We start from the raw sequence: 23,184 nt of genomic DNA, 5'->3' as shown, positions 1-23,184 counted from the left end.
GAGGGTTAAAGTGAAAAAAGCTCTATTTTTTATAATTTGTGCTATTTTGTCGGCAAGCGGCAGCGATGCTAATAGCGCGAAAAATTCCGCGAACGACGCCAGAATAAGTTTAGTAAAAAGTCTATACATCAAGGATACCTATTTCGGCGATCACAAAAATGTCTTATCGGCTTCTTTCAAATCTGCGCTTATGCAGGATGAAGCATCTGCTGGCGAAGGTGAGGTTGGCTGCTTGGACTACGATCCGGTAATCGGCGGTCAAGATGTCTGCGACGATGCGAAATATGATTTTGAGCTAGGGCAGCGCGATACTGTCGTAGTAACTCAAACCTGCCCCTACGGTGCGCAGACTATAATCTACAAACTCGTCCGTAGCGGAGGAGATTATAAAATCGACGATATCTACAACCAAGACCCAAGTAGCGGCAGGGCTTTTAGCGTCAAAAATCAAATTTTAAATTGTCTAAACCAATCCAAGGAGCATCAATGAAATTAACACTTTCAAGTCGCGTAAGCAAGCTCGGCGAAAGCCTAACGATCGCAATCAGCACCAAAGCCAAGCAGATGAAAGCTCAAGGGCAAGACGTCGTAATCCTAAGTGCGGGTGAGCCCGATTTCGATACCGCAGAGGTCGCCAAAAAGGCTGTCATAGAGGCTATGGCTAAGGGCTGTGGAAAATATACGCCGGTTGCCGGCACGCCTGAAATTTTAAATTTAATCGCGCAGAAGCTAAAGCGTGATAATGCTCTAAACTACAGGCCTGATCAGATCATCACCAACGTCGGCGCCAAGCACTCGCTATTCAACGCCTTTAACTGCATCTTAAACGAAGGCGATGAGGTTATAATACCGGCGCCTTATTGGGTCACCTACCCCGAAATCGTAAAATTTTGTGGCAGCAAGCCCGTCATCGTAGACACCAAGGCGGAAAACCGATACAAAATCACCGCCTCGCAGCTCAAAGCCGCGATCACGCCGCGCACGAAGGCGCTGTGCCTTTTCAACCCGAGTAACCCCGCAGGCGCCGTATATTCGCGCCAGGAGCTACAAGAGCTTGCGGAAGTGCTAAAGGGCACGGATATTTTAGTAATTGCCGATGAAATTTACGAAAAAATCGTCTTCGGCAAGAGTTTCATAGCCGCAGCAAGCATCAGTGAGGATATGTTCGGGCGCACCGTGACGATCAACGGGCTAAGCAAATGCGGCGCGATGCCCGGCTGGCGCTTCGGCTACACCGCCTGTGCTATCGATGAGCTAAATAAGGCGATGATAAACCTGCAAAGCCAAAGCGTCAGCAACGTAGCAAGCATAGTCCAGGCAGGCGCTATGCCAGTGCTGCGCGGCGAGGCGGATGATTATATCGAGGAGATGAGGCGCGAATACGAGCGCAGGCGCGATTTTGGCGCGGACGCGATAGGTGCGATCCCAGGGCTTAGTGTCGTAAAACCAGATGGCGCATTTTATTTCTTCATAGATTGCTCTCAGGTAGAACCTGATAGTATGAAATTCTGCATGCAGCTGCTAGATAAAGGGCTCGTAGCCACGGTGCCAGGAAGCGGATTTGGCATGGATGGGCACTTCCGCATAAGCTTTGCGTGCTCTATGGAAAATCTAAAACGCGGCTTTGAGCGCATAGAAAAATTCGTAAAAAATTACCACAGATAGACATGCTAGCGAAATTTTGATCTAAATTTGTCGTAACTTAGCAGCGAAATTTTTACATAAAATTTAATGCGGCTTGGCGGCAAATTTAGTGTGGCACGGCGTAGCTCAGAATTTAATGCGGTTGCGCTAGCCAAGCGCGATTGAATTTCGTGCCGCTTTAATTAAATTTCAAGCTGCCGTATTCAGGAGCGCTTAAATTTTATGCCGTTTATTCAAATGCGGCTAATTTTGCGCTGTCATACTGCGACGTCTGCTGTGCCACGCACTGCTCGCGATTTTAAATTTCGCTTCGGAATTTTAAAATTTCATCGCACGACGCATCCGGATTTTGTCGCAAACGCCGCCTGCGGCAGAGCTTTTAAAATTTTATCGCAAAATTTTTTAAAATTTCGCGCCGAGGCTTTCGGCTCTTGCGCTGCTCGCCGTTTGATGCCGCTATGCTAACTAAACGTAGCAGTCGCGCAAAATACTACAAAATGGGCGCAATAAACACGATCGATGCCGCATAGCAGAACGCGACGAACCAAAAAACGCACGGCGCAGATCGTAAACGAGCTAAATTTCAAAATTTTACCGCGCCCGAGGCCTTGGTGCAAACGCAACAAATTTTATGTTTTAGTGCGCCTTTGAGCCCAAGCGTATCAAATAGATTTTAAACGAAATTTCAACGCCGCCGCGCTATTTTATATTTTTATAAAGACTATTTTAGTAAAATCAGAGCTTTATGAGCGAGATAAAAATTTTAATCACCGACGAGGATCTGTGCGCTCCGCGGCGGCTTTTGAGTAGGCGCGATAAGAAGCTGGCGCGAGCGCGAGGACATCTGCGCGAGTTTCGCGTTTCGCGGGCGCTTAAGGCGCGCTTTAAAAAACGCGGCGAATTTTGCATCTCGCACAAAAGCGCGGACGGCAAAACGATCGTCGCCGTGGCTCTAGCGAGGCAAAAGTTCGGACTCGATCTTGAAATTTTAAAACCGCGGAATTTTGCCGCGGCGAGCGAGTTTTGTTTCAACGCCTTTGAGCGCGAGCTTTTAGCGGCGGTGGACGAGAGCGAAAAGACGCTCATTTTTTATAAAATTTACACGATCAAAGAGGCGCTGATTAAGGCGCGAAGCCTAGGTTTTTACGCGCTTGCTCGCGTGGGGCTGGCGCGCGGCGCAGATGGAGAGGCTCTGGCGCTTGATGAGCGCGGCAGAGTGTGGTCACACAAGAGCTATATTTTGGAGGGCGAGATTTTGATTTCGCTAGTTTTTAGGGAGAATTTTTGAGACCTGTTTATCGTTTTTACGCTATTTCTAAAACGGCTTTCATTCTGCTTTGCACCGCGTTTTTTATAGGCGGATGCGCACACAAGGCGCCCGAGCGGATAGCGGAATTTAGCCAAAAGCAGTTCATCCTAACTGATCCTAACGGCGTGAAAAGCAGAGCCCTGATCTCCAAAATTTCGCCCGCAAGCAGCGAGGAGAGCCGCTACAAGCTCGTCTGGCTCGATATGCTAGGCGCGCCGATAGCACGCAAAATTTTATCGATCGCGGACGGCGAGGCGAAATTTCGCAACGACGGCTTCCTGCCGCCCGATTCGCAAAGCGAGCGAGTATTTTTAGCCCTGCTTGAGAATGCGGATAAAGCAAATTTCGCCATAAACGCAAAGGGGCGCCGATATGACGCAGTATCTAAGTAGTCCGGGGCTCATCTGTGCGGGCGCAAACAGCGCCGCAGAGCTTTTTGGCGCGCTGTGCGAAAAAAGATCCGCGCTGCAAAAGCTTAGCGTCTGCGGTAAAAATTTCATCTTTGGGCGCGTGGATACGCCGCTACCGAGGATCAAAGATCGCGCCTACGCCACGCGCACGAACGCCCTGGCGCTTTACGCCTGCCTCGGCGTGCAAGGACAGATCGAGCAAGCCGTGCAAAAATTCGGCGCGCACCGCATAGGCGTGGTATTTGCGACCACCAACACCGGCGTGCAAGAAAACTATGCGGAATTTTTCGCCTGCGACAAGGGCACGGGAAATTTTATCTCGCAAGACGGCGAAGGTTCCGCGCCGTGCAGCGAAATTTCTACTCCAAACGACAAAAATTTCGCCAAAATTTCAAAAAACGCGAACGATAAATTTAAAAACTTCTGCTTCGAGCGCAACTCCCACGCAAACCCCGCAAATTTTATCCGCGAACGCTTCGGGCTAAAATCCGTCGCGATCGGAGTTTCGAGTGCGTGCACCAGCGGAAACAAAGCTCTGATCGAAGCTTCGCGCCTCATTTCTTGCGGACTTTGCGACGCGGTCGTTTTCGGCGGCGCCGACGCACTCGACGAGCTCACGCTGCAGGGCTTTAGCGCGCTTGAAATTTTAAGCGAGCAGCCGCTAAAGCCGTTTTCAGAGGCACGATCAGGCACAAATCTAGGCGAAGGAGCCTGCGCATTCGTGCTCTCGCGCGAGCGCATAAGCGACGTCGCGTTTTTGGCTCACGCCGCAAACTCCGACGCCTACCACATCACCAAGCCCGATCCTAGCGCACGCATGCAGATCGCGGCGATCAAAACCGCGCTAAAATCGGCGCAGCTGCAAAGCGTCGACTACGTAAACCTGCACGGCACGGGCACTGCGGCCAATGACGCGATGGAGGCCTTGGCTATGAGCGCCGCCCTACCCTTAGCGCCAGCAAGCTCGTCCAAATGGGCGATCGGACACACTCTGGGCGCTGCGGGGGCGATCGAGCTTGCCGTATGCTACGAGGCGATCAGACAGGGCGTGATCCCGCCAAATTTTACAAACGATAAAATTTGGCGCGGCTCGGAGGCTGAAATTTTTCATAGCGCGCAGGCGCGGTACGGCGAGCGAAACGATGAAATTTTAAATAACGCAAGCGATCAAATTTTATGCAGCTCGGGCGGTGAAATTCTGCAAAACGCGCAGGGTGAAATTTTAAAAAGCGGCGCGGATGAAATTTTGACTGCGTCTAAAGCTTTGCAAGACGCAGGCGATAAAATTTTAAAATACGCCGCGGATCAAGCTTCGCAAACGAGTGAAATTCCGGCTGCGCTGTCTAAATTTAATCTCGCATGCGAAGCCAAAAAAGCGCGCGTAGATACCGCGATGAATCTAAATTTTGCTTTCGGCGGAGATAACGCCGTAACCATAATAGGACGCGTATGAGAGCCTCTAGTATCCTACCGCAGAGCGGATATATGGTCTTCGCAGATGAAATTTTAGAGATTAGCGACGGATATGCGAGCTGTGCGTTTAGCGTTAAAGAGGACTCGCCGTTTACCGAAAACGGGAAGCTCGGCAGCTACGCGTACATGGAGATCATGGCGCAGTGCATCGGCGCCTATTCGGGTCACCGAAACGGCGGCGAGGCGAGGCTCGGGTTTTTGCTGGGCGTGCGAAACCTGGATATTTCGCGCGCAAGCCTGAAAGTAGGCGAGCGCGTAATTACGACGGCGAGGCAGAGCGTAAGCGACGGTGAGGGGCTATATATCTTCGACTGCGAGATCCGCTGCGGCGGCGAACATATCGCAAGCGCCACACTTAGCGTAATGCGCGCGAGCGACGAAATGATAAAGAGTATAAATGGCTAAGAGAATTTTAATCACCGGAGCAAGCGGCGGTATCGGCGAGGCGTGTGCGTTAAATTTAGCGCAAAAAGGCTACGGCTTGGCGCTAAACGGGCGCAACGAAGCAAAGCTAAAAGACGTGGCGAAGCGTTGCTCGGATGCGGGCGCGGCGGAAGTTCAAATTTTAAAATTTGACGTCGCAGATACCGCTGCGGCGCAGGAGCATATCGAAGCAGATATAGAGGCAAACGGCGCATACTGGGGCATCGTGCTAAACGCGGGCATTACGCGAGATAACTCTTTCGTATGGTTTGAGCGCGAGGATTGGCAAAGCGTGATAGATACGAATTTAGGCGGGTTTTATAACGTCCTAAAGCCCGCGCTGATGCCGATGATCCGTGCCAAAAAAGGCGGGCGTATCGTCGTGATGAGCTCGGTTAGCGGAATTGCCGGCAACCGCGGCCAGAGTAACTACGCCGCCAGCAAAGGAGGGCTAATCGCCGCGGCAAAATCGCTAGCGATAGAACTTGCAAGCCGCAAGATCACGGTAAACGTGGTAGCTCCCGGGCTCATCAAAACGGCGATGAGCGAAGGTATAAACGAAACCGCAAGCGAGCAAATTTTAAGCGCGATTCCGTTAGGCCGCATCGGCGAGCCGAGCGAGGTGGCGCATTTGGTGGAGTTTTTGCTAAGCGAAAATTCCGCATATATCACAAAAGAGGTTATTAAAATAGACGGTGGATTATGTTAAATAGAGTAGTTATTACGGGTTTTGGCAACGTCTGTGCATTCGGGCGGGACTGGGCAAGCATAAAGCAGAATTTGGCGCAGCAAAAAAGCGCCGTAGTTTATATGAGCGAATGGGATATTTTCGGCGAGGAGCTAAACACTAGGCTTGGCGCGCCGATACCAAACTACGCGCCGCCTGCGCACTGGAGCCGCAAAGATACCCGCTCGATGGGCAAGGTAGCGATGCTTGGCGTAGATGCCGCGGGTAAAGCTCTGGCGGATGCGGGGCTTTTGGGAGATGAGCGTATAAAGGACGGCCGTATGGGCGTCGCAGCGGGTAGCTGTAGCGGCGATGCAAAGGCTACTGGCGAGGTCGTAGATATTTTGCACGGCAAGGATAGCACCTTCAACGCCAACTCATACGTCAAGATGATGCCCCACACCGTCGCTGCGAATATCGCGATCTACTACGGACTAAAAGGCAGACTCATCCCCACGGGCTCTGCGTGCACGAGCGCGTCTCAAGCGATCGGATACTCATACGAAGCGATAAAATTCGGCCTGATAGATATGATGCTGGCAGGCGGAGCGGACGAGCTACACCCGAGCCAGGCATTCGTATTTGATAAGCTCTACGCGACAAGCTGTAAAAACGACACCCCTACTCTCAGCCCCGCGCCTTTTGATATAGCGCGCGACGGGCTGGTTTTGGGCGAAGGCGGTGCCATATTCGTGCTGGAAAGCCTCAGAAGCGCACTTGCGCGCGGCGCTAAAATTCACGCCGAGATAGTGGGCTTCGGCACGACCTGCGACGGCACGCATATCACCCGCCCGCAGAGCGAGACTATGCGCGCGGCGATGCAGTTGGCGCTCAAAGACGCCGCGATTTCGCCGGATCTCATCGGGCACGTAAACGCTCACGCTACGGCGACCAGACAGGGCGACATCGCAGAATCTACGGCGACGCATGAAATTTTCGGCTCGCAAATGCCAGTGAGCTCTTATAAAGGCTATTTGGGTCATACTTTGGGCGCGTGCGGGGCGCTGGAGAGCTTCATCTCGGTGATGATGATGAACGAGGGGCTGTTCTATCCGAATCTAAATTTACAAGCTATCGATCCGCAGTGCGCGCCGCTTAGATACCTCACGCAGCCGCAGGAGATAAAGACCGACTACGTTATGAATAACAACTTCGCTTTCGGCGGCGTGAACACATCTTTGATTTTTAAAAAATTTATCAACTAAAGGAGAGAAAATGAAAAAATTTCTATTTTTCGTAGTTGCGACGCTTTTTGTCGCTAATTCGGCTTATGCCAAAAACGATATCGTGCGCTTCCCGATCGCTGCGGCACTCGCAGAGCCCGACGCTAAAGCCAAGCTTGATCCGAACATAAAATTCTACTTCGGCAACAAATCCGCAGGCAGAAAGATCACGCAGCAGCTAAGCTCGAATAAAAAAGCAAACGGCGTCGGCAAGAGCGATCAAGCCGCATGCAACCGCGCGTTTTTGTCGGCACTGCTTAGCTTTCAAGACCGAGCCAAAAAAGAGGGTGGCAACAAGGTCGTAAACATCACGAGCTACTATTACAAAAACGTTTTCGTGAGCGACAAGGAGTTTGAATGCGGCGTAGGCTCGATAATGAGCGGCGTCACGCTAAGAGGCTACATTGCAAAATAAACTAAGCTTCGGCGTAGCTTACGCAAGCGCGATAATTTCGGGCGAGCCGGCGGAGTTTTATAAAAATTTCGCCGCTTGCTCGGACGGAATTTCCGAAGTAAATTTAGGCGGAAATTCCGATCTCGCTTGCGATGCAAGTCAAAATTTTACGTATGATTTCGCGTTAAATTCTACGCAAGATTTTACAAATATTCCGGACTGTGAGCAGAACTCTATAAATCCCGCAAATTTTGCAGCGCGCGAAAATAGCGAAAGCGGGGGGCGCGACCTTGCCGCAGAAGGTCTTGATGAAAATTCTGCCAAGCTCGGCTCGGAGCGGAGATTAGATCGTGAAGCGAACGGGTCTAAATTTAGCGCCTCGCAAGGTTTTGATTGCAGCTCTGAGGGGGCGGCGGAGATTTATAAAAATTTCGTCGCCTGCGAGGATGAAGTTTTGCAAAAAAGCCTCGGAGAAAATTTGAAAATCTCTACCCGCGCTCGCTTAAAAGAGGAAATTTTAGCACTCGAAGCTTTAAAAAAAAAGCCGGCTCTTGATTATATTCCGCCGTTGCAGCGTCGCCGTTTGGGGCTCGGGGCAAAACTTTGCATCTCGCTTTTAGGCGAAATTTCGCAAAATACGCCGCAAAGTTTAGCCGAGGAGGGCTCCTTAAATCTCGCGCCTCAAAATTTAGATGCAAGCAAAAGCCGTGCCGCTGTGCAAAATCAGCAGCAGCAAGATTTTTCAAGCGAAAATTCTTTGAATTTAGTGTCGCAAAATTTAAATTCAACGCCACAGGATTTTTCAAATGAAAATTCCTTAAATTCGGCAAGGCAAAATTTGAAAGCAGTCGATGATGCCGCGACACAGCGCAAAGGGCTACCGCTCGTTTTTTGCTCGCGCCTTGGTGAGATCAACCGCTGTTTTGGCCTGCTCGGCTCGATGAGCGAAAGCGTCTCGCCTTCGAGCTTTTGTGTCAGCGTACTCAACGCGATTGCGGCGCAAAATGCGATTTTTACGCAAAATCATGCCGAAATTTCGACGATCTCTGCGGCGTGTGCGCTCGAAAACGGCGCAATAATCGCAGCTACGAGGCTGAAAGAAAGCGCGGAAAATTCCGGCTCCGCACAGGATGCGAACGAAGCAGGCAAAAACGGCGAATGCAAATCGGATAACGATAAAATCGCCCTGCTCTGCTATTTTGAGGAGGCAAATAACAACTATCTGAAGCGCTGCGACTTTGCCTGCGCCCTACTTTTGGTGCTTCAGCGCGGAGATGACGTGCAGATCGAAATTTCGCCGCACGTTGCAGACGCGACGGCACAGAGCATAGAGGCACAAAATCCGAAATCGCGAGCCGAAAATGAAATTTTACGAAGCTTTAAAAAGGGAGGCGAAATCCCGCTAGATACCGCGGTGGAATTTTTGGCTAAAATCCTCTCCGGCAAGTGCGAATGGCGCAGTAGCGACGGGGTTTTAGACTATCTTTGGCGCGTCAAAGATCCCGCCAAAATCGCAGCTTTTTTAAGGCAAAATTATGAACGTTAAAATAGCAAAATTTCATCGCATGAGCAGGCACGGCAAGACGAGCAATTTTGATCAAAATTCCGGGCTACACGGAGCTGCAAAGGCGCGAATGACGAGCTTTAAATTTAGCCGCTCCGCCGAACGCGGATATGGTGAAGATTTTAAATTTAGCCGCGCTATCAAACATAGGCTCAGCCAAACGGCGCATCTTAAAAACACGCCGAAAGGGCGCGCGCCATACGCCCCCAAATCGCGTTGCAATGAGGCGCGCCGCGAAAATGCGCCGCTGAGGCATACGCAACGAACTAAAAAAAATCCGCCTAAACGGTGCGAGTCGCGGGCTATAAAAATTTTACCGCAGCGGCGCGCGGAAGACACCGCAAAATTTCGCTATCAAGACAGATACGGCGAGCCGAAATGCTACGCGCAGCGGGCTGTAAATTTCATAAATTTAGCAGAGCAAAGCTTGGGCTACGAGTTTAAATTTAGCCGCGCGATGAATAGAGCGACCGCTCAGGCAAGATGCGCACGGCAAGGCGGTTGCGATGAATTTTAAATTTAACGACGCCGCGAGCTATAAATTTAATCAGACGGCGCGTCGTATGGCGGCGCAAAAACAGCGTGTATGGCGCTTCGCAGAAATTTTCTCGCGACGCCGCGCGTGGCAAACCGCGGAAATTTCACCGAGGCAGTACATGCGGCGAACGGCGAGAATTCTACAAAATCGCAGTTTGCCGCGCACCGCAAAAATTCTATTGCTTCGATACATACGCGGCGCCGAGATCGCCTCCGCTCAGACCATAAAAGCTCTATTACTTCGGCACATGCCGCAAGGCGAAATATCACGCGCAGAGAACCGCAAAAATTTCATTGCGATACAGCAGGCGGCAAGCCGTAGAAATTTTATCGAGATCGCGCGCATGATGCGCCATCAAATCACCGCCGATAGCCATAAAATCCCTAACGAGAGCTGCCGCACAATCTCCGCCGAAAGAGGCGCCGCGCGATGAAGCAGACAGATCCGCTAAGGCGCAAGCTCAAACAGATCGGCATCGCGCTGTGCTTCTCAAGCTTCGGCGCGCTGTGTATGATAGGCAACCTGCTCTTCCTCCCCGTAGCGCTGCTGAGGCTAAACCGCATAGAGGTCGTGCGAAATTTCGTGCGCGATTTTATAATGATCTCGTGGCGCATATTTTTGCTGCTAGCGCGTCTTTACGGCAGCATCGGCGTGAACTGGCGCTGCAAGCTCCCGCCTAGCGGCACTCTCATCATCGCAAACCACCCTAGCCTGCTTGACGTGGTGATCTTTTTAGCTCACGTGCGGCGCGCAAACTGCGTAGTCAAGGAAAGTCTGTGTAAAAATCCCTTCCTCTCCGCCGCCATCGCAGCCGCGGGCTACATCCCAAACACCGGCTCGGAAGCGATGATAGATGCATGCCGCAGCGCCCTTGAGCGAGGAGAAAGCCTAATCATCTTCCCAGAGGGCACGCGCACCGCAGATCGCATCGCCATGCACAAAGCAGCGTTTTACATCGCGATAAATTTCGCAAAAAATATGAATTGCGTCGCGATAAAAATGGATCCTAAAAGCCTAAAAAAAGGACAAGTATGGTACGATACGCCCGAGGTTCGGATGAAGTACGACCTCTACGAGCTGTGCGCGCTGGATCTAACGAGCTTTGAGCCGGATCGCCCAAACCCGATCCGAGTGCGCAAACTCTACGAAAAAATATCAAATCTATATGAAAAGGAGAATCTGTGAACGAAGAAATTTTGGAGCTTAAGGAACTGATCATTTCGGGGCTGAACCTCGAAGACGTCGCGCCGGGCGACATAAATGACGATGAGCCGCTTTTTGGCGACGGGCTCGGGCTCGATTCGGTCGATGCGCTGGAGCTAGGGCTTTTGGTGCAGAAAAAATACGGCATCGTGCTTAACTCAAAAACCCAAAATTTAAAGCAAATTTTCTCATCCGTTGCGTCTTTGGCGCAATACATCGCCGAAAATAGGAGTAAAAATGAGTAAAGATGAAATTTTTGAAATTTTAAAAAAGGCGCTCGTGGAGCTTTTTGAGATCGACGAGAGCAAGGTCGTGCCTGAGGCTAAAATTTACGAGGATCTGCAGATCGACAGCATCGACGCGATTGATCTGGTCGATTACGTCAAGAAAAACACGGGCTATAAGCTGATGCCCGATGATTTTAAAAATATCCAAACTCTCGGCGACATCGTGGATGCCGTAGCGGCGAAGCTCGATCAGGGCGCGAGTGGGGAAACTACGGGCGGCGAGAATTAAATTTCGCCGTGCGGCGCGGCAAGATCGCGCGTGCGGCGGCTTGGTAGTTTACTTTGCGGCGGCACAGAGGCAGCGGTTGGCTTGATAGATAACATACGGCGGCGTTTGTTTGACGACGCATGTTGAATTGATAACGTGCGGCGAATATTATCAAAGGTATGCGACGAGTGGCGATCGTTTTATTGAAAGAGCGTGGAGCGAGCGGCTTTTGCGGGCTTGGCGGTTAAGCGGCACGGCACAAAGCCCACTTAACCGCCACTTTTAGGCTAGTATTTAAAGCACTTTGCAGATCAAAATTTTAAAATTTTAATCTGCAAGTTCGGATGAAATTTTGAAATTTTAAAAGGCGTTGTTTCTTTTGCGACCGTCGCTTTCGTAAAATTTCAAAATTTTAAAATTTCGGCTAAATTTAATTTAGCAAATCTGATCGCGGGTGCGGCGCCGCGAGTTAAATTAAGGCGTAGCTAAATTTAAAAGCGGCACTGCTGAAATTTAAATGCGGCGAGCAAGGCTAAATTTAAATTTTAAAAGCATAGCGCCTAAAATTTGAACGCTGAAGCTAAATTTAAAGTATCGAAGTGTGGTAATAATCGCGCCGATCGCAACGATCGCGCTGCTAGCAACAAAACCAAAAACCGCCACGGCAAAACCAAAATCGCAGCAGCAAAAGCCTAGCCGGCCGCGGTAAAACAAAATTGCTGCGACAAAGCTAAAACCGCCGCGGCAGAAACTAAACCCTTGCGGCTAAATTTAAGGATTACAAAGATTGCGACGAACGATATTTTTAAAAACAGTTACCATAATTTTGAGCGTGCTCTACCCTTTCGGTCTCTATTTTTTGCACGGCGGCGCGCGGGTCTGCTTGCTTGTAGCGATGAGCGCGCTATGGGGAGCGCGAGCCGTTTTTGAAAGTAAAGATCGAGCTATTAAGGGCGCAAGCGCGGCATTTTTTGCGCTGTGCGCCCTATTTGGAGGCGGAGCGCTTGCGTATCTGTATCCGCTCATAATAAATTTCTCGCTCGCGGCGCTTTTCGCGCTCAGCCTAAGATCGACGCCCGCGATCACACGCCTAGCGCTTTTGAAGCAGCCAGGTCTCAACGAGCACGGCCGCGCCTACACGCGCAAGCTGACCGAAGTTTGGCTCGGATTTTTCGTGCTAAACGGTCTACTTAGCGCGGCGCTGCTACTACCGCGAGATAAAATTTATTGGAGCGTTTACTGCGGCGCGATCTCATACGTCCTCATCGGCGCGCTGATCGGCGGCGAGATGATTTTTAGGAAATTTTATGTTAAAAAATTTGATTAATTCTTTGAAGCCTTACGAGCGCGAAATCCTTGCTGCGGCGGCTCTTGCGCGCGATTTGGCAAAAACAGGATGCAAGCGGAGCGAAGCGGTAAACTTAAAAGGCGCGGACAAACTCCAAAGCAGCGCGGCAAGCGTAAATTTAAAAGGCGCGGAAAATTCTAACAGAAGCGCAAATTTAAAAGATGCGGAAAATTCTAGCAGTGACACAGATACCGCGCGCGCCTTGCAATCGGCGCAGACGCAAGAGCAAAAGCGCGCGCCGATGATTGAAATTTACGGCGAGGATGCGGCGGAGTTCATTGCGTTTTTTTTCGGCACGCTGATTGCGGGTTTTGCGCCCGTACTGCTGCGAGAGCCCAAATTTAGCGGCGAATTTCATCTCGGCGGCGACGTGAAAATTCTAAATCTCGCCGCATCGCAAAATTTAGACGAATTTAGCCCTCATGATTTAGAAAACATTTCGCCTCCGGGTACGGGAAAATCCGCGCCTAAAATTTCATCTAAAAACGCGCCGCAAAATCACGCGCCCTGCGAGCAAGAGGCTATCTCTTTGCGCCTACTGCGCGTAGAACAAAAATTTTATATCAAAACTTCAGGCTCCACGGGCGAGGCAAAAAATATCGAAAAAAGCCTGCGCGATATGGTTTTAGAGGCGGAATTTTTAGTAGAGAGATTTGGCCTTTGCGCAAGTGATCGATTTTTATCGGGCGTCTCGCACCAAAATATGTTCGGGCTTACCTTTAGCATCTTCGTGCCGCTGCTTTGCGGCTCGCGCACGCAAAAAGGCGGCCTAAACTACCCTGAAATCATCCTCGCAGCCGATCTTGCGGGCGCCGTGCTGATCAGCTCGCCCACGGTGCTCGGCGCGCTGTGCGAGTACGCAGACGCCGCAAATATAGCGCCTTTGGGCACCATTTTTAGCGCGGGTGCGCCGCTAAGTCCTGCGATCCGAGATGGGTTGCGCGCGCTTAGCAATGCCCGCATCATCGATATTTACGGCTCCAGCGAAACTGGCGTGATCGCTTGCAACGAGGGCGCGGGACTTAAGAAATTTGCTCCCGTAAGCGTGCAGGTCCGCACGGATATTGATAGCGGCGCGGCAAAACGCGAGAACAAGCCTTTCGATCCTACCGATCTTACGGCAAGCTCTTGCGGCGAAAATTCTATGGCAGAGCCTAAAACGCGCTGTGCGGGCGAGCAAAATGCGGACGGGCAAGACACAAGCCGTTCGGGCGAGCAGGCGTCTAAATTTAATGCAGACGTTAGCGATAAAACAGCGACCGATACAGAAAACAGCCCCACACCGAGCTCTGCGACGAAACACGATGATAAATTTACGCAGGCAGAGGGGCTTTGCGATAAATTTGGGGCAAAGCAGCCCGCCGACAAATTTTCGCAAACGGGCGAGTTTACGATCAGCTCGCCTTGGTGCGAGCGCTTCGAAAGCCGCGATTTCGGCTATGTGCGCGCAGACGAGATCACCCTTTTGGGGCGCGGCGATCGCACCGTCAAAATCAACGAAAACCGCGTGAGCCTCGATCTGCTTGAAGCCAAACTCCGCTCGCACGAATTTATCGGCGAGTGTAGGATCAATCTGCACCCACAGCGCGACCGCGCCGTAGCTCTTATCAAGCTCAGCGAGCGCGGCGAGCAGGCGTTTCGCGCAGGCGGTAAAAAGGGCGTTACGGACGAACTGAAGGCCTTTTTGAAGCCCGAATTCGGCGCGATTTTGCGCTACTTCAAGATCGCGAGCAAGCTGCCTTTTAATGAGCAGGGCAAGCTAAGCAAAAAGGACTTTTTAAGCGCTCTGCAGCGCTACGAGGTGCCCGTTTTCGAGCAAAGCGCGGAGAATGAGTTTCGCGCGAAGGTGCGCGCTAGCGACTTTTATTTCGACGGACACTTTGCGCGATTTCCGCTAGTGCCCGCGTTTATGCAGCTTCGCTTCGTATTAATCTGCGCAAAAGCCCTGGGCTACGAGCTGGACGGTACGCAAAAGATAGAAAATTTAAAATTTAAAAATTTCATCCGCCCGGGCGATGAAATTTTTATCAAAATCACCGAAGCAAGCGGCAAACTCCGCTTTGAAATTTCAAACGACAAGGTCTGCGCCAGTGGAAGAATTTGCCTTTAAGCCCGCGTTTTTGCTGCCCTACTTCAACCACCCCGCGCGCATCGCCGAGCTCGTAAGCGCCCTGGCGCCCATCGCGCCCGTGCTGATCGTGGACGACGGCAGCGACGAAGCGAGCAAAAGCGCGCTAAAGGGGCTTGCGGCTCAAATTTACACCCGCGCGCAAAACGGCGGCAAAGGCGCTGCCGTGTGCGACGGGCTGGCGTGGGCGAAGGAGCTTGAATTTACGCACGCCTTTCAGATCGACGCGGACTTTCAGCACGACGTAGGCGGGTGTGAGGAGTTTTTGGCACTTGCGGCAAAGCAGCCCGCCGCGTTGATCTGCGCCGCGCCAGTGTATGATGAAAGCGCGCCCAAATCCCGCCTACACGGACGCAAGATAATGAATTTTTGGTGCGTGGTAAATACCCTTTCGTACCGCATAAAAGACGCGATGTGCGGCTTTAGAATTTACCCGCTAGAGGGGATCGTGCCGCTTCTGCCCCGCACCAAAAGCCGCAGAATGGGCTTTGATGCCGAAATTTTAATCCTAGCTGCGCGGGCTGGGTTAGAGATAAAATGGCTCGATCTGGCGGTGCGCTACGAAGCGGGCGGAGTGAGCCACTTCGCGCCGTTTCGGGATAATTTCGGAATTTCGCTGATGCACGCTAGGCTATTTTGCGGACTTCCGCTTTGGCTTGCAAAAAGGGCGCTAAAGCGCGCCTGCGATAAATTTAAAAAGCGCGACTTGCAGGATGCTTCGCAGCAGAGTGCAGACGAAATTTTGCAAGGGATAGCGGGGCAAAACCTTTGCAGCGACGCGCGGCGCGATAGTTGCAAAGGTGCGAAAAAAGAGATGGACGGCGACGCAAACAAAAAAGCTGGTACCGAAAAATGCGGCGATAAAGTCGCAGCGCAAAGCCCGCAGGCGGAAAATTCAGCGCAAAGTTCGCTCGTAAAAGCCTCGTCGCAACATGCCGCCGCAAAAAGGACAGGCGCGATGGCTAAACACTGGAGCGAAAACAACGAAAAGGCGGGCGCGGCGCTTTTAAATTTAGCCCGCTTCGTCACGCTTCACACGCCCGATTTTTGTATGCGAGCTACCGCGCTTTTTATCTCGGCGATCTATTTTGCGCTGCTTAAAAACGAGCGACGCGCGATCAGGGAATTTTTGCGTCGCGCGCTTGATCGCGAGCCCAAGACCCGCGAAATTTATGCGAATTTTTATAAATTTTCCCTCACTCTATGCGAAAAAATCGCAGTTTGGAACGGCAAGATCGCGCTAGATCAAATTCGCGTGCAAGACGGTATGAGGGAACTTTTAAGCGACGGAACGGGCAAAATTTTAATCACTTCGCACTTTGGCAACACCGAGATCGCGCGCGCCCTTTCGGCAAGCACGGCGGGGATAAAAATTAACGTGCTGATCTTTCGCAAACACAGCGAAAATTTTATGAAATTTATCGAAAAGATGGGCGGCGGCGTGAAAATTCTTTACGTCGGCGAGCTAGGCATCGGCGAGATGCTGCAAATCAAAGAACTGCTGCAAAACGGCGAGCACATCGCGATAATGGGCGATCGCATGCCGGTGGGCTCGGATAAATTTCAAAGCGAGGATTTTTTAGGACGCAGCGCGAACTTCCCGATCGGCGGGTATCTGCTCGCCAAAATTTTGGACGCGCCGCTATTTAGCCTATGGTGCTACGAGGGGCGCAGCGGCCACGAGCTGCGGCTACAACCGCTGCCTGCGCCGCTAAAGAGCCGCGACAAGGCGCGATCGGTCGCGGCGCCGCTTAAAAGCTACGTGCGGCAGCTGGAGCTTTATGCCAAAGAATTTCCTTCTCAGTGGTATAATTTCTTTGATTTTTGGGCGCAAGGGAAAGACGCAAGCGATGCGGAGCGCGACGGCGCGCAAAATTTCGGCGAGACGGGTTCAAACGCTGCGTCAAATTTAAATGGCGCAGCGGATTTAAACGACACGGCAAGTTCGAATGCCGCGCCGAATTTGAAAAGTACGGCGGACTCGGATACTGCGCTAAATTTAGATAATTCAAATTTAGCCGCCGCAAAATCCGCCTCGCAGGACGAAAAATTTCATAGCGGAGAGAGGAATGAGAGAGTATAAATTTCGCGCTAGATTTTACGACGCCGATCCGATGGGCGTGATATGGCACGGCAACTACGTAAAGCTCTGCGAGGACGCTAGATGCGAGTTTTGGCGCGACGCGGGCTACACATATATGCAGATGAGAGATGATGGATTTATATATCCCATTATCAAAATGGAGTTTAAATTTATCGCTCCGATACTTTTTGACGACGAGGTTGCGGTAAGCATCGAGCTGCTCGAGTGCGACACAATAATAAAATTCTCCTACCGCATCAAAAGCCTATCGGGCGCGCTATTAGCCAAAGCTACTACGTCGCAAGCCGCGGTGGAGCTTGATTCCAAAAGGACGCTGTATGAGATACCGCCGCAGCTAAGGGCGTGCGCGGATAAAATTTTAGCAAAGAAAAATCCCGCGAGTAAAATTTCAATGGTAGATAAAATTTCAGCAGCAGATAAATCCGCGTCCAAGCAAGAGCGCTCTCAAAATGCCGCGGCAAATGAAATTTTGCCTAGCGATAACGAGCAGTGAAATTTAGCGAGCATAAAATTTAAAGGACTACGATGAAAATTTTAGCTTTATTTTTGGCGATTTTGGGGCTTGCGGGCGCGCTTGAAGTGAGCGATCTGGCACTTAAGACCGACAATATCGGCGGCAAATTTAGCGAAACGCTCAGCATCGAGGGCTTTGCCGAGCCCGTGCGAAGCAGCGGCGAGTTTAGGATTAAGGGTGGCGAGCTGTTTTGGACGACGCTAGAGCCCGTGCGAAGCGAGCTAAAAATCGGCGCGGACGGCGTTTTTGAGCGCAGCGGCGAGGCGTGGGTCAAAAGCGCCGATTCGCTTTTTGATAAGGACACCTTTTTGGCGATCTCGCGCCTGGACGTAGCGCGGCTTAGCAAAAATTTCTCGATCGCGCTAAGCGGCAGCAAAGATGCGTGGCGCGCCGAGCTAAGCCCCAAAGGGATGCTGCAAAATATCTTTAAAAATATCGTGATCGAGGGCGGCGCCTACGTCAGGGTGCTGCGGATTAGCAGCGCTAACGGCGACGTGAGCGAAAACGTATTTTCTGGCGTCGTGAGCTTAGATGAGTAAGAGCGCGATCCTAACGGTATTCGGCGCGGCATTCATCGCGCTTTGCGCCTTTATAGCGTTAAATTTAAACCGCGTAAATTCCGATTTTTACGAGCTAAGCGGCATTGAAATTTCGGGCGAGCAGAAACAAAGCGTCGAGGATTTCAACCGCGAGATTGCGCGGCAAATCATCGTCGCAAGCGCAGAGAAGGCGAGCTTTGACGCGTTCATTGCGGATATGCAAAAAAGCGGGCTTTTTGAGAGCATAATTTACGAAGTTAAGGACGCGAGAATGTATCAGAGCGAGCTTGCGCGCTTTGCGCCCGCGATGCTCGATGATGCGAGCGTGGAGCTTTTAAAAAGCGATCCGCAGGCCTTTTTTGAGCGTAGCGCGCGTGAGCTTTATTCAAAATTTCGTCCGCTTAGCCTCTCGCAGGACTTTTTCTCGCTCAGCCTTCACTCGCGCCTTAGCTCTCGCGGCGCAATCAAGCTTGATCCTGCGCAAAACCGCTTCATCGCGACCATTGACGGCGCGCCGCACTACCTCGCTACGGCCAAACTCGCTCCGAAAGCAAACGACGACGCGCTTAGCGCGCTGGTGCACAAGGCGCAAAAGAGCAAAATTTTAATCTCAGGCACCGCCCTTTTTAGCGCTTTGGGCAAAAGCGCGGGCGTGCGCGAAAGCTCCGTCGCTGGCGCCGTTTCGCTTAGCCTGTGTGCGGCGCTGCTGCTGGCGGCATTTTCGCGCGCACGGATCTTCTGCCTGCTGCTGCCCGCGCTTTTCGGGCTCGCCTGCGGCGTAGCCGCCACGATGGCGATCCGCGGCTCGATCCACATCCTAAGCGCCGTGGTTTCGACAAGTTTAATCGGGCTCATGCTGGATTACGCGGTGCATTGGCTCGGCGCAAACATCGCGCGCAAAATCGAGGCTAGCTCGATAAAAAGCATGCGAAATATCCTGCTTCTAGGGTTTTTCATCACTGCGGGAGGCTACTTCGTATTTTTATTCAGCCCGTTTTTTCTGCTCAAAGAGATCGCGATCTTTGCGATAGCCGCACTTGCGGGGGCGTTTTGCTTTAGCTACTTCGCCCTGCCGCTGCTACTCGAAGGAGCGGAATTTCGCCCCGCTCCGCTCTTTGCAAAAGCTCTTGAACTCTACGCAAAGGCGCTTTGCAAGATAAACCTAAGCCTCAAAGCGCTTGCCATCGTTTGTGCGGCGCTGCTTGCGTTTTTGTATTTTAAAATGGAGCTTAAGGACGACGTCAGCGAATACGCGAGCTTGGATAAAAACCTGATCGCGATGAGCGCCAAGCTCGCAAGCATCGGAGGCTCCAGCTTCGATCTGATCGTGGGCAACGATGCTGGCGCGGTAGCCAAAGAGGCCGTGGCGCGCGGTCTTGCAGACTCATACGCGGGTGCGCCGATTTTGGATCCCGCTACGCAGAGCTTTATCAAGCAGGCCTTTGCAAACTACGATAGAAGCGCATTTTTAAATCTCGGGCTTAGCCGCGAGCTCGTGGACGCGAACTTTGCCAAGATCGCGGATGCGCCCATTTTAAGCTACGAGCAAGCTAGAAGCTCCGTTCTTTTTGCCGCGATGCCGAGCATCGATCCGCATATCGCTTTTTTGCGCGGCGTGCGCGATAAAGCGGCCGTAAGCGAGCTTGCCACGCAGATGGGCGCGCTGCATCTAAACATGCGAAGCGCCATAAGCGAGGCGTTTTCGCAGATCAAAATCAACGCCTTGTATCTGAAATGCGCCGCGTACGCCCTTGCGTTCGCGCTATTGTGGGCGTTTTTCGGCGCGCGGACTGCGTGGCTGATCGTCATCTGCGTTTTTGCGACAAATTTGGCCGTGCTTGCCCTGCTTAGCGCATTCGGCGTGAGCGTGAATATATTTGCGATCTTTGCGCTGATCCTCTCAGGCGCCGTGGGGATCGACTATATGATCTTTGCAAACAACGATAAGATGGCGCTTAGCGATAAAATTTTCGGCATCACGCTTGCGTCTTTAACCAGCATAATCTCTTTTTTTACGCTCGCTTTCAGTTCCACCAAGGCCGTGGCGCTATTTGGGCTTTGCGTCAGCCTCAATATCGCGCTAGCGGCGATCTTGGCGCAAGTTTTGGCGGCAAGTAAGAAAAGCTAATCAAGCGGTAGCCAAAGAGCCGAAAGTACCGGATAGGCGCTCTTTGCCCGCTTGCAGATAAAATTTTATAAAAGAGTGCGCCCTAAATTTACGTAGCCGCGACGAATGAAAATTTAGTCTAATGCGCCGCGAGATAAAATTTAGTCTGCATGTGCAAGATAAAATTTAACCGATTAGAGCGCAAGATAAAATTTGAGATGAAATTTCGGCTAAGCAAGCTGCGAACCGGAATTTAAAAAATAAGGTTGCGGGATAAATTTTAAAAGTCGATCTTTGGCGCAGCGTCTCGAAGCATGCTATTAAATTTAAACCTATGCAGTGCATTTTTAAATTTAAACCCTTGCGGTGCGTTATTAAATTTAAATTTGCACGCCGTAGACCGCCCTACTCGCCGCTTTTGCCCGCTTTTATCATCTTTATAAATTCCTTTGCGAGCTTGGAGGGTTTTTTATACACGACCGAAAACGACACGTCCAAAAGCGGCTCATCCGCGACGTCAAAGAGCGTGATGTAGTCCTTTTGCGTCTCAAAAATGTACCGCGCGAAGCTGAAACTCACGCAAAGCCCCGCCGCAACCATCGCGTTAGCCACGTACAGATAGGAGGTGTCGCAGAAAATTTGAGGCGTAAAGCCCGCGTTTTCAAATATCTTTTTGAAGTTCGATTCGCTTTTTAAAATTTTACTGCTGATTGCAAATTTATCGGATTTGAACTCGCTAAGCGCGATTTTAGGGTATTTCTCAGTAGAATTTATACTCGCTCGCGAAACGGCAGGATGAGAGGAGCAGACGCTTAGAAGCAGCCTGCGCTTTTTTATAAACTCGCACTCAAGCCCCTCCGCAGAAAGCTCGCCGAAATGCGAGGCATAGACGATGTCAAGCTCGCCGCTTTTTAGCATTTCGATGAGCGCGGGCTCGGAGTGAGCGTGCACGATCCTGATATCGGCTTTGGAAAACCTGCTGTAAAACATCGCGATGATCTTTTCGATAAATTTAAAGCTGGTCGAGGTCGCGCCGATTACGAGCTTACCCGTCTTGATCGACGAAAGCCCGCGGATTTCGTTATTTAGCTCCTTATTGAGCCTAAGCATATTTTTCGCTCTGGCGATGTAAATTTCGCCCGCGTATGTAAGCTCAAGGCCGTTTTTTCTATCAAAAATTTCGATCCCGAGCTCCTTTTCTAAAAGCATAATGCTCTTTGAAAGCGACGGCTGCGCGATTCCAAGCTCGCTCGCCGCCTTTGTAAAGCTTTTAAGCTCCGAAATTTTTACCGCAAATTCCATATGTCGCAGGCTCATTTTTTGCCCCTTCGGTTGAAATTTTATAGCCTTTAGCTATTAAATTATATACCAAATAACATTTGACTTACATAAAGATTTAATATAAAATTACGACATTAATCTTTAAGATTAAAAAATCTCTAAGTAAAGGGGCAAATATGGAGAGACGCGACATACTGAAAATGGGTATGGTAGGAGCCGGTACACTCGCACTTAGCGCGGTGAATGCGCAAGCAAGTGCTGTGGACGCAAAGGACGTCAAATTTGACGAAGAGTGGGATGTAATCATCATCGGTAGCGGCTTTGCTGGACTTGCGGCGGGCTTAAAAGCAGCCGAGAAAGGCAACAAAGTCTTGATTCTAGAAAAGATGGGTCGTATCGGCGGAAACTCAGTCATCAACGGCGGCGGTATGAGCGTACCGATGAACCCCGTACAGGAAAAAACCGGCGTTAAAGACAGCAAAGAGCTATTTATGAACGACTGCCTAAAGGCGGGCCTTGGCATCAACCATCCAGAGCTTTTAAGCACCCTAGCCGATCGCGGCTTGGACGCGTTTAAATTCCTCGTCGATAGCGGCGTGCAATTTAAGATGGATCACTGCGCGCACTTCGGCGGACACAGCGTCGCGCGCTCGATGCTAACTACGAATGATAGCGGCTCTGGCTACATCCAGCCGATGCTTGAAAAATTTGAAGCGCTAAAAGATAAGGGCTGCGAGCTTCGCCGCCGCGCTAAATTTGACGATTTCGTAATGGACGGGGATCGCGTGGCGGGCGTCGTGATCCGCGAGGAGTATAAATTTGATCCGAATCTTTACAGCGACGATCTTGAAAACACGAGCGGCACCAAAAAGACGCTCAAAGCTAAAAAGGGCGTAGTGCTCGCAGCGGGCGGCTTTTGCCGCGATAAAATTTATCGCAAGCTTCAAGATCCGCGCATCCCTGATGACGTCGATAGCACAAATCACGCGGGAGCTACCGCGGGCGTGCTGTTAAAAGCCTTTGAGATCGGCGCGTATCCGGTGCAGGTCGATTGGATCCAGTTCGGTCCATGGGCAAGCCCCGATGAGAAGGGCTTCGGCACCGCTCCGATCCTAACTCAACAAGGCACCTTTAAATACGGTATCGCCGTGGACGTTCGCACGGGAAAGCGCTTTATGAACGAGCTTGCAGACCGTAAGACCCGCGCGGATGCGGAGTTTAAAATTTTACGCGAGGATCCGAAAGCCTATCCGATAACATTTGCGGACACCAAAATGGCATTTAAAGACCTAAGCGAAGAGGTTATTTCTAAAGGCATGGCAAGCGGAAAGCTAGTGGGCGAATGCGCGAGCCTAGATGAGATCGCCAGTAAATACGGCGTGCCTGCAGATGCCCTAAAAGAGAGCGTCAAAAAATACAACGAAGGCGTTAAGGCGAAAAAAGACGAGTTTGGCAAGCAAGAAAGCGCGCTTAGCGAAATCAACGAAGCGGGACCTTTCTACGCCATCCGTCTCTCGCCGAAGCCCCACCATACGATGGGCGGTCTAAAGATCAACGAAAAGGCAGAGGTTCTATCCTCTAAAACCAATAAGCCGATCCCTGGGCTTTGGGCTGCGGGCGAGATCACCGGCGGAACTCACGGCGCTAGCCGCTTAGGTACCGTAGCGATCACAGACTGCATAGTTTTCGGAATGATCGCTGGCGAGCAGATCGCCTAATTTAGTCGGAGCGTAGGCTCTCTTAAGCCTTACAGGCTAGCT

The 23,184-nt window shown here is 51.2% G+C and carries 24 protein-coding genes; 23 read left to right on the top strand and 1 reads right to left on the bottom strand.

Features of this window, described 5'->3' with window-relative positions:
* The first annotated feature begins 10 nt into the window (after positions 1-10).
* The 22 genes from Q0135_RS00290 to Q0135_RS00185 all read left to right on the top strand — a co-directional run bounded on the left by Q0135_RS00290 (position 11) and on the right by Q0135_RS00185 (position 20,164).
* Positions 11-490, top strand: a complete 480-nt coding sequence (locus Q0135_RS00290) for a hypothetical protein (RefSeq protein ID WP_297987317.1) — start codon at positions 11-13, stop codon at positions 488-490.
* Positions 487-1,665 (top strand): pyridoxal phosphate-dependent aminotransferase, encoded by a 1,179-nt coding sequence (locus Q0135_RS00285; RefSeq protein WP_297987315.1) that lies wholly within the window; start codon positions 487-489, stop codon positions 1,663-1,665. Before Q0135_RS00290 ends, Q0135_RS00285 begins: the two co-directional genes overlap by 4 nt.
* Before the next feature lie 201 nt (positions 1,666-1,866).
* Positions 1,867-2,109, top strand: a complete 243-nt coding sequence (locus Q0135_RS00280; protein ID WP_297987313.1) for a hypothetical protein — start codon at positions 1,867-1,869, stop codon at positions 2,107-2,109.
* 280 nt (positions 2,110-2,389) lie between these two features.
* Positions 2,390-2,932, top strand: a complete 543-nt coding sequence (locus Q0135_RS00275; protein WP_297987311.1) for a 4'-phosphopantetheinyl transferase superfamily protein — start codon at positions 2,390-2,392, stop codon at positions 2,930-2,932.
* The gene (locus tag Q0135_RS00270; protein ID WP_297987309.1) at positions 2,929-3,345 is read left to right on the top strand and encodes a hypothetical protein; all 417 of its coding nucleotides are present in this window, start codon (positions 2,929-2,931) and stop codon (positions 3,343-3,345) included. Before Q0135_RS00275 ends, Q0135_RS00270 begins: the two co-directional genes overlap by 4 nt.
* The gene (locus Q0135_RS00265) at positions 3,326-4,816 is read left to right on the top strand and encodes a beta-ketoacyl synthase N-terminal-like domain-containing protein (protein ID WP_297987307.1); all 1,491 of its coding nucleotides are present in this window, start codon (positions 3,326-3,328) and stop codon (positions 4,814-4,816) included. Before Q0135_RS00270 ends, Q0135_RS00265 begins: the two co-directional genes overlap by 20 nt.
* Positions 4,813-5,241: a hypothetical protein gene (locus Q0135_RS00260; protein WP_297987304.1), complete on the top strand. Its 429-nt coding sequence runs from the start codon at positions 4,813-4,815 to the stop codon at positions 5,239-5,241. Before Q0135_RS00265 ends, Q0135_RS00260 begins: the two co-directional genes overlap by 4 nt.
* Complete coding sequence (gene fabG, locus Q0135_RS00255; protein WP_297987302.1) at positions 5,234-5,968, top strand: 3-oxoacyl-ACP reductase FabG; 735 nt, start codon at positions 5,234-5,236, stop codon at positions 5,966-5,968. The genes Q0135_RS00260 and fabG overlap by 8 nt, the downstream gene beginning before the upstream one ends.
* Entirely contained in the window at positions 5,962-7,191 is a 1,230-nt protein-coding gene (locus Q0135_RS00250) for a beta-ketoacyl-ACP synthase (RefSeq protein ID WP_297987301.1), read from the top strand. Before fabG ends, Q0135_RS00250 begins: the two co-directional genes overlap by 7 nt.
* A gap of 10 nt (positions 7,192-7,201) precedes the next feature.
* A complete protein-coding gene (locus Q0135_RS00245) occupies positions 7,202-7,624 on the top strand; it encodes an excinuclease ABC subunit A (protein WP_297987300.1) in 423 nt (140 codons plus the stop codon).
* Positions 7,614-9,149 carry a beta-ketoacyl synthase chain length factor gene (locus tag Q0135_RS00240; RefSeq protein ID WP_297987298.1) on the top strand — a complete coding sequence of 512 codons (1,536 nt, stop codon included), beginning with the start codon at positions 7,614-7,616 and terminating at the stop codon, positions 9,147-9,149. The genes Q0135_RS00245 and Q0135_RS00240 overlap by 11 nt, the downstream gene beginning before the upstream one ends.
* A complete protein-coding gene (locus Q0135_RS00235) occupies positions 9,139-9,684 on the top strand; it encodes a hypothetical protein (RefSeq protein WP_297987297.1) in 546 nt (181 codons plus the stop codon). Before Q0135_RS00240 ends, Q0135_RS00235 begins: the two co-directional genes overlap by 11 nt.
* Positions 9,674-10,138: a hypothetical protein gene (locus Q0135_RS00230; RefSeq protein ID WP_297987296.1), complete on the top strand. Its 465-nt coding sequence runs from the start codon at positions 9,674-9,676 to the stop codon at positions 10,136-10,138. Before Q0135_RS00235 ends, Q0135_RS00230 begins: the two co-directional genes overlap by 11 nt.
* Positions 10,135-10,890, top strand: coding sequence for a lysophospholipid acyltransferase family protein (locus Q0135_RS00225; protein ID WP_297987293.1), 756 nt, complete (start codon positions 10,135-10,137; stop codon positions 10,888-10,890). The genes Q0135_RS00230 and Q0135_RS00225 overlap by 4 nt, the downstream gene beginning before the upstream one ends.
* Complete coding sequence (locus Q0135_RS00220; protein ID WP_177388711.1) at positions 10,887-11,153, top strand: phosphopantetheine-binding protein; 267 nt, start codon at positions 10,887-10,889, stop codon at positions 11,151-11,153. The genes Q0135_RS00225 and Q0135_RS00220 overlap by 4 nt, the downstream gene beginning before the upstream one ends.
* Positions 11,146-11,424, top strand: coding sequence for an acyl carrier protein (locus Q0135_RS00215; protein WP_297987291.1), 279 nt, complete (start codon positions 11,146-11,148; stop codon positions 11,422-11,424). The genes Q0135_RS00220 and Q0135_RS00215 overlap by 8 nt, the downstream gene beginning before the upstream one ends.
* A gap of 766 nt (positions 11,425-12,190) precedes the next feature.
* A complete protein-coding gene (locus tag Q0135_RS00210; protein ID WP_297987289.1) occupies positions 12,191-12,730 on the top strand; it encodes a DNA gyrase subunit B in 540 nt (179 codons plus the stop codon).
* Positions 12,711-14,861 carry an AMP-binding protein gene (locus tag Q0135_RS00205; protein WP_297987287.1) on the top strand — a complete coding sequence of 717 codons (2,151 nt, stop codon included), beginning with the start codon at positions 12,711-12,713 and terminating at the stop codon, positions 14,859-14,861. The genes Q0135_RS00210 and Q0135_RS00205 overlap by 20 nt, the downstream gene beginning before the upstream one ends.
* Positions 14,842-16,962 carry a glycosyltransferase gene (locus tag Q0135_RS00200; protein ID WP_297987285.1) on the top strand — a complete coding sequence of 707 codons (2,121 nt, stop codon included), beginning with the start codon at positions 14,842-14,844 and terminating at the stop codon, positions 16,960-16,962. Before Q0135_RS00205 ends, Q0135_RS00200 begins: the two co-directional genes overlap by 20 nt.
* A complete protein-coding gene (locus Q0135_RS00195; RefSeq protein ID WP_297987283.1) occupies positions 16,949-17,476 on the top strand; it encodes a thioesterase family protein in 528 nt (175 codons plus the stop codon). Before Q0135_RS00200 ends, Q0135_RS00195 begins: the two co-directional genes overlap by 14 nt.
* Positions 17,477-17,508: 32 nt before the next feature.
* On the top strand, positions 17,509-18,036 hold the full coding sequence (locus Q0135_RS00190; RefSeq protein ID WP_297987281.1) for an outer membrane lipoprotein carrier protein LolA: 528 nt from the start codon (positions 17,509-17,511) through the stop codon (positions 18,034-18,036).
* Positions 18,029-20,164 carry a hypothetical protein gene (locus tag Q0135_RS00185; protein ID WP_297987279.1) on the top strand — a complete coding sequence of 712 codons (2,136 nt, stop codon included), beginning with the start codon at positions 18,029-18,031 and terminating at the stop codon, positions 20,162-20,164. The genes Q0135_RS00190 and Q0135_RS00185 overlap by 8 nt, the downstream gene beginning before the upstream one ends.
* 384 nt (positions 20,165-20,548) lie before the next feature.
* On the opposite strand, the gene Q0135_RS00180 is transcribed toward Q0135_RS00185, so the two are convergent.
* Positions 20,549-21,460 (bottom strand): LysR family transcriptional regulator, encoded by a 912-nt coding sequence (locus Q0135_RS00180; RefSeq protein ID WP_297987276.1) that lies wholly within the window; start codon positions 21,458-21,460, stop codon positions 20,549-20,551.
* A gap of 140 nt (positions 21,461-21,600) precedes the next feature.
* On the opposite strand from Q0135_RS00180, the gene Q0135_RS00175 reads away from it, so the two are divergent.
* Complete coding sequence (locus Q0135_RS00175; protein ID WP_297987274.1) at positions 21,601-23,142, top strand: flavocytochrome c; 1,542 nt, start codon at positions 21,601-21,603, stop codon at positions 23,140-23,142.
* Positions 23,143-23,184 lie beyond the last annotated feature (42 nt).

It is taken from the genome of uncultured Campylobacter sp. (assembly GCF_937981295.1).
Classification (GTDB): Bacteria; Campylobacterota; Campylobacteria; order Campylobacterales; family Campylobacteraceae; genus Campylobacter_B.
This window is presented reverse-complemented; position numbering and strand designations above follow the sequence as displayed.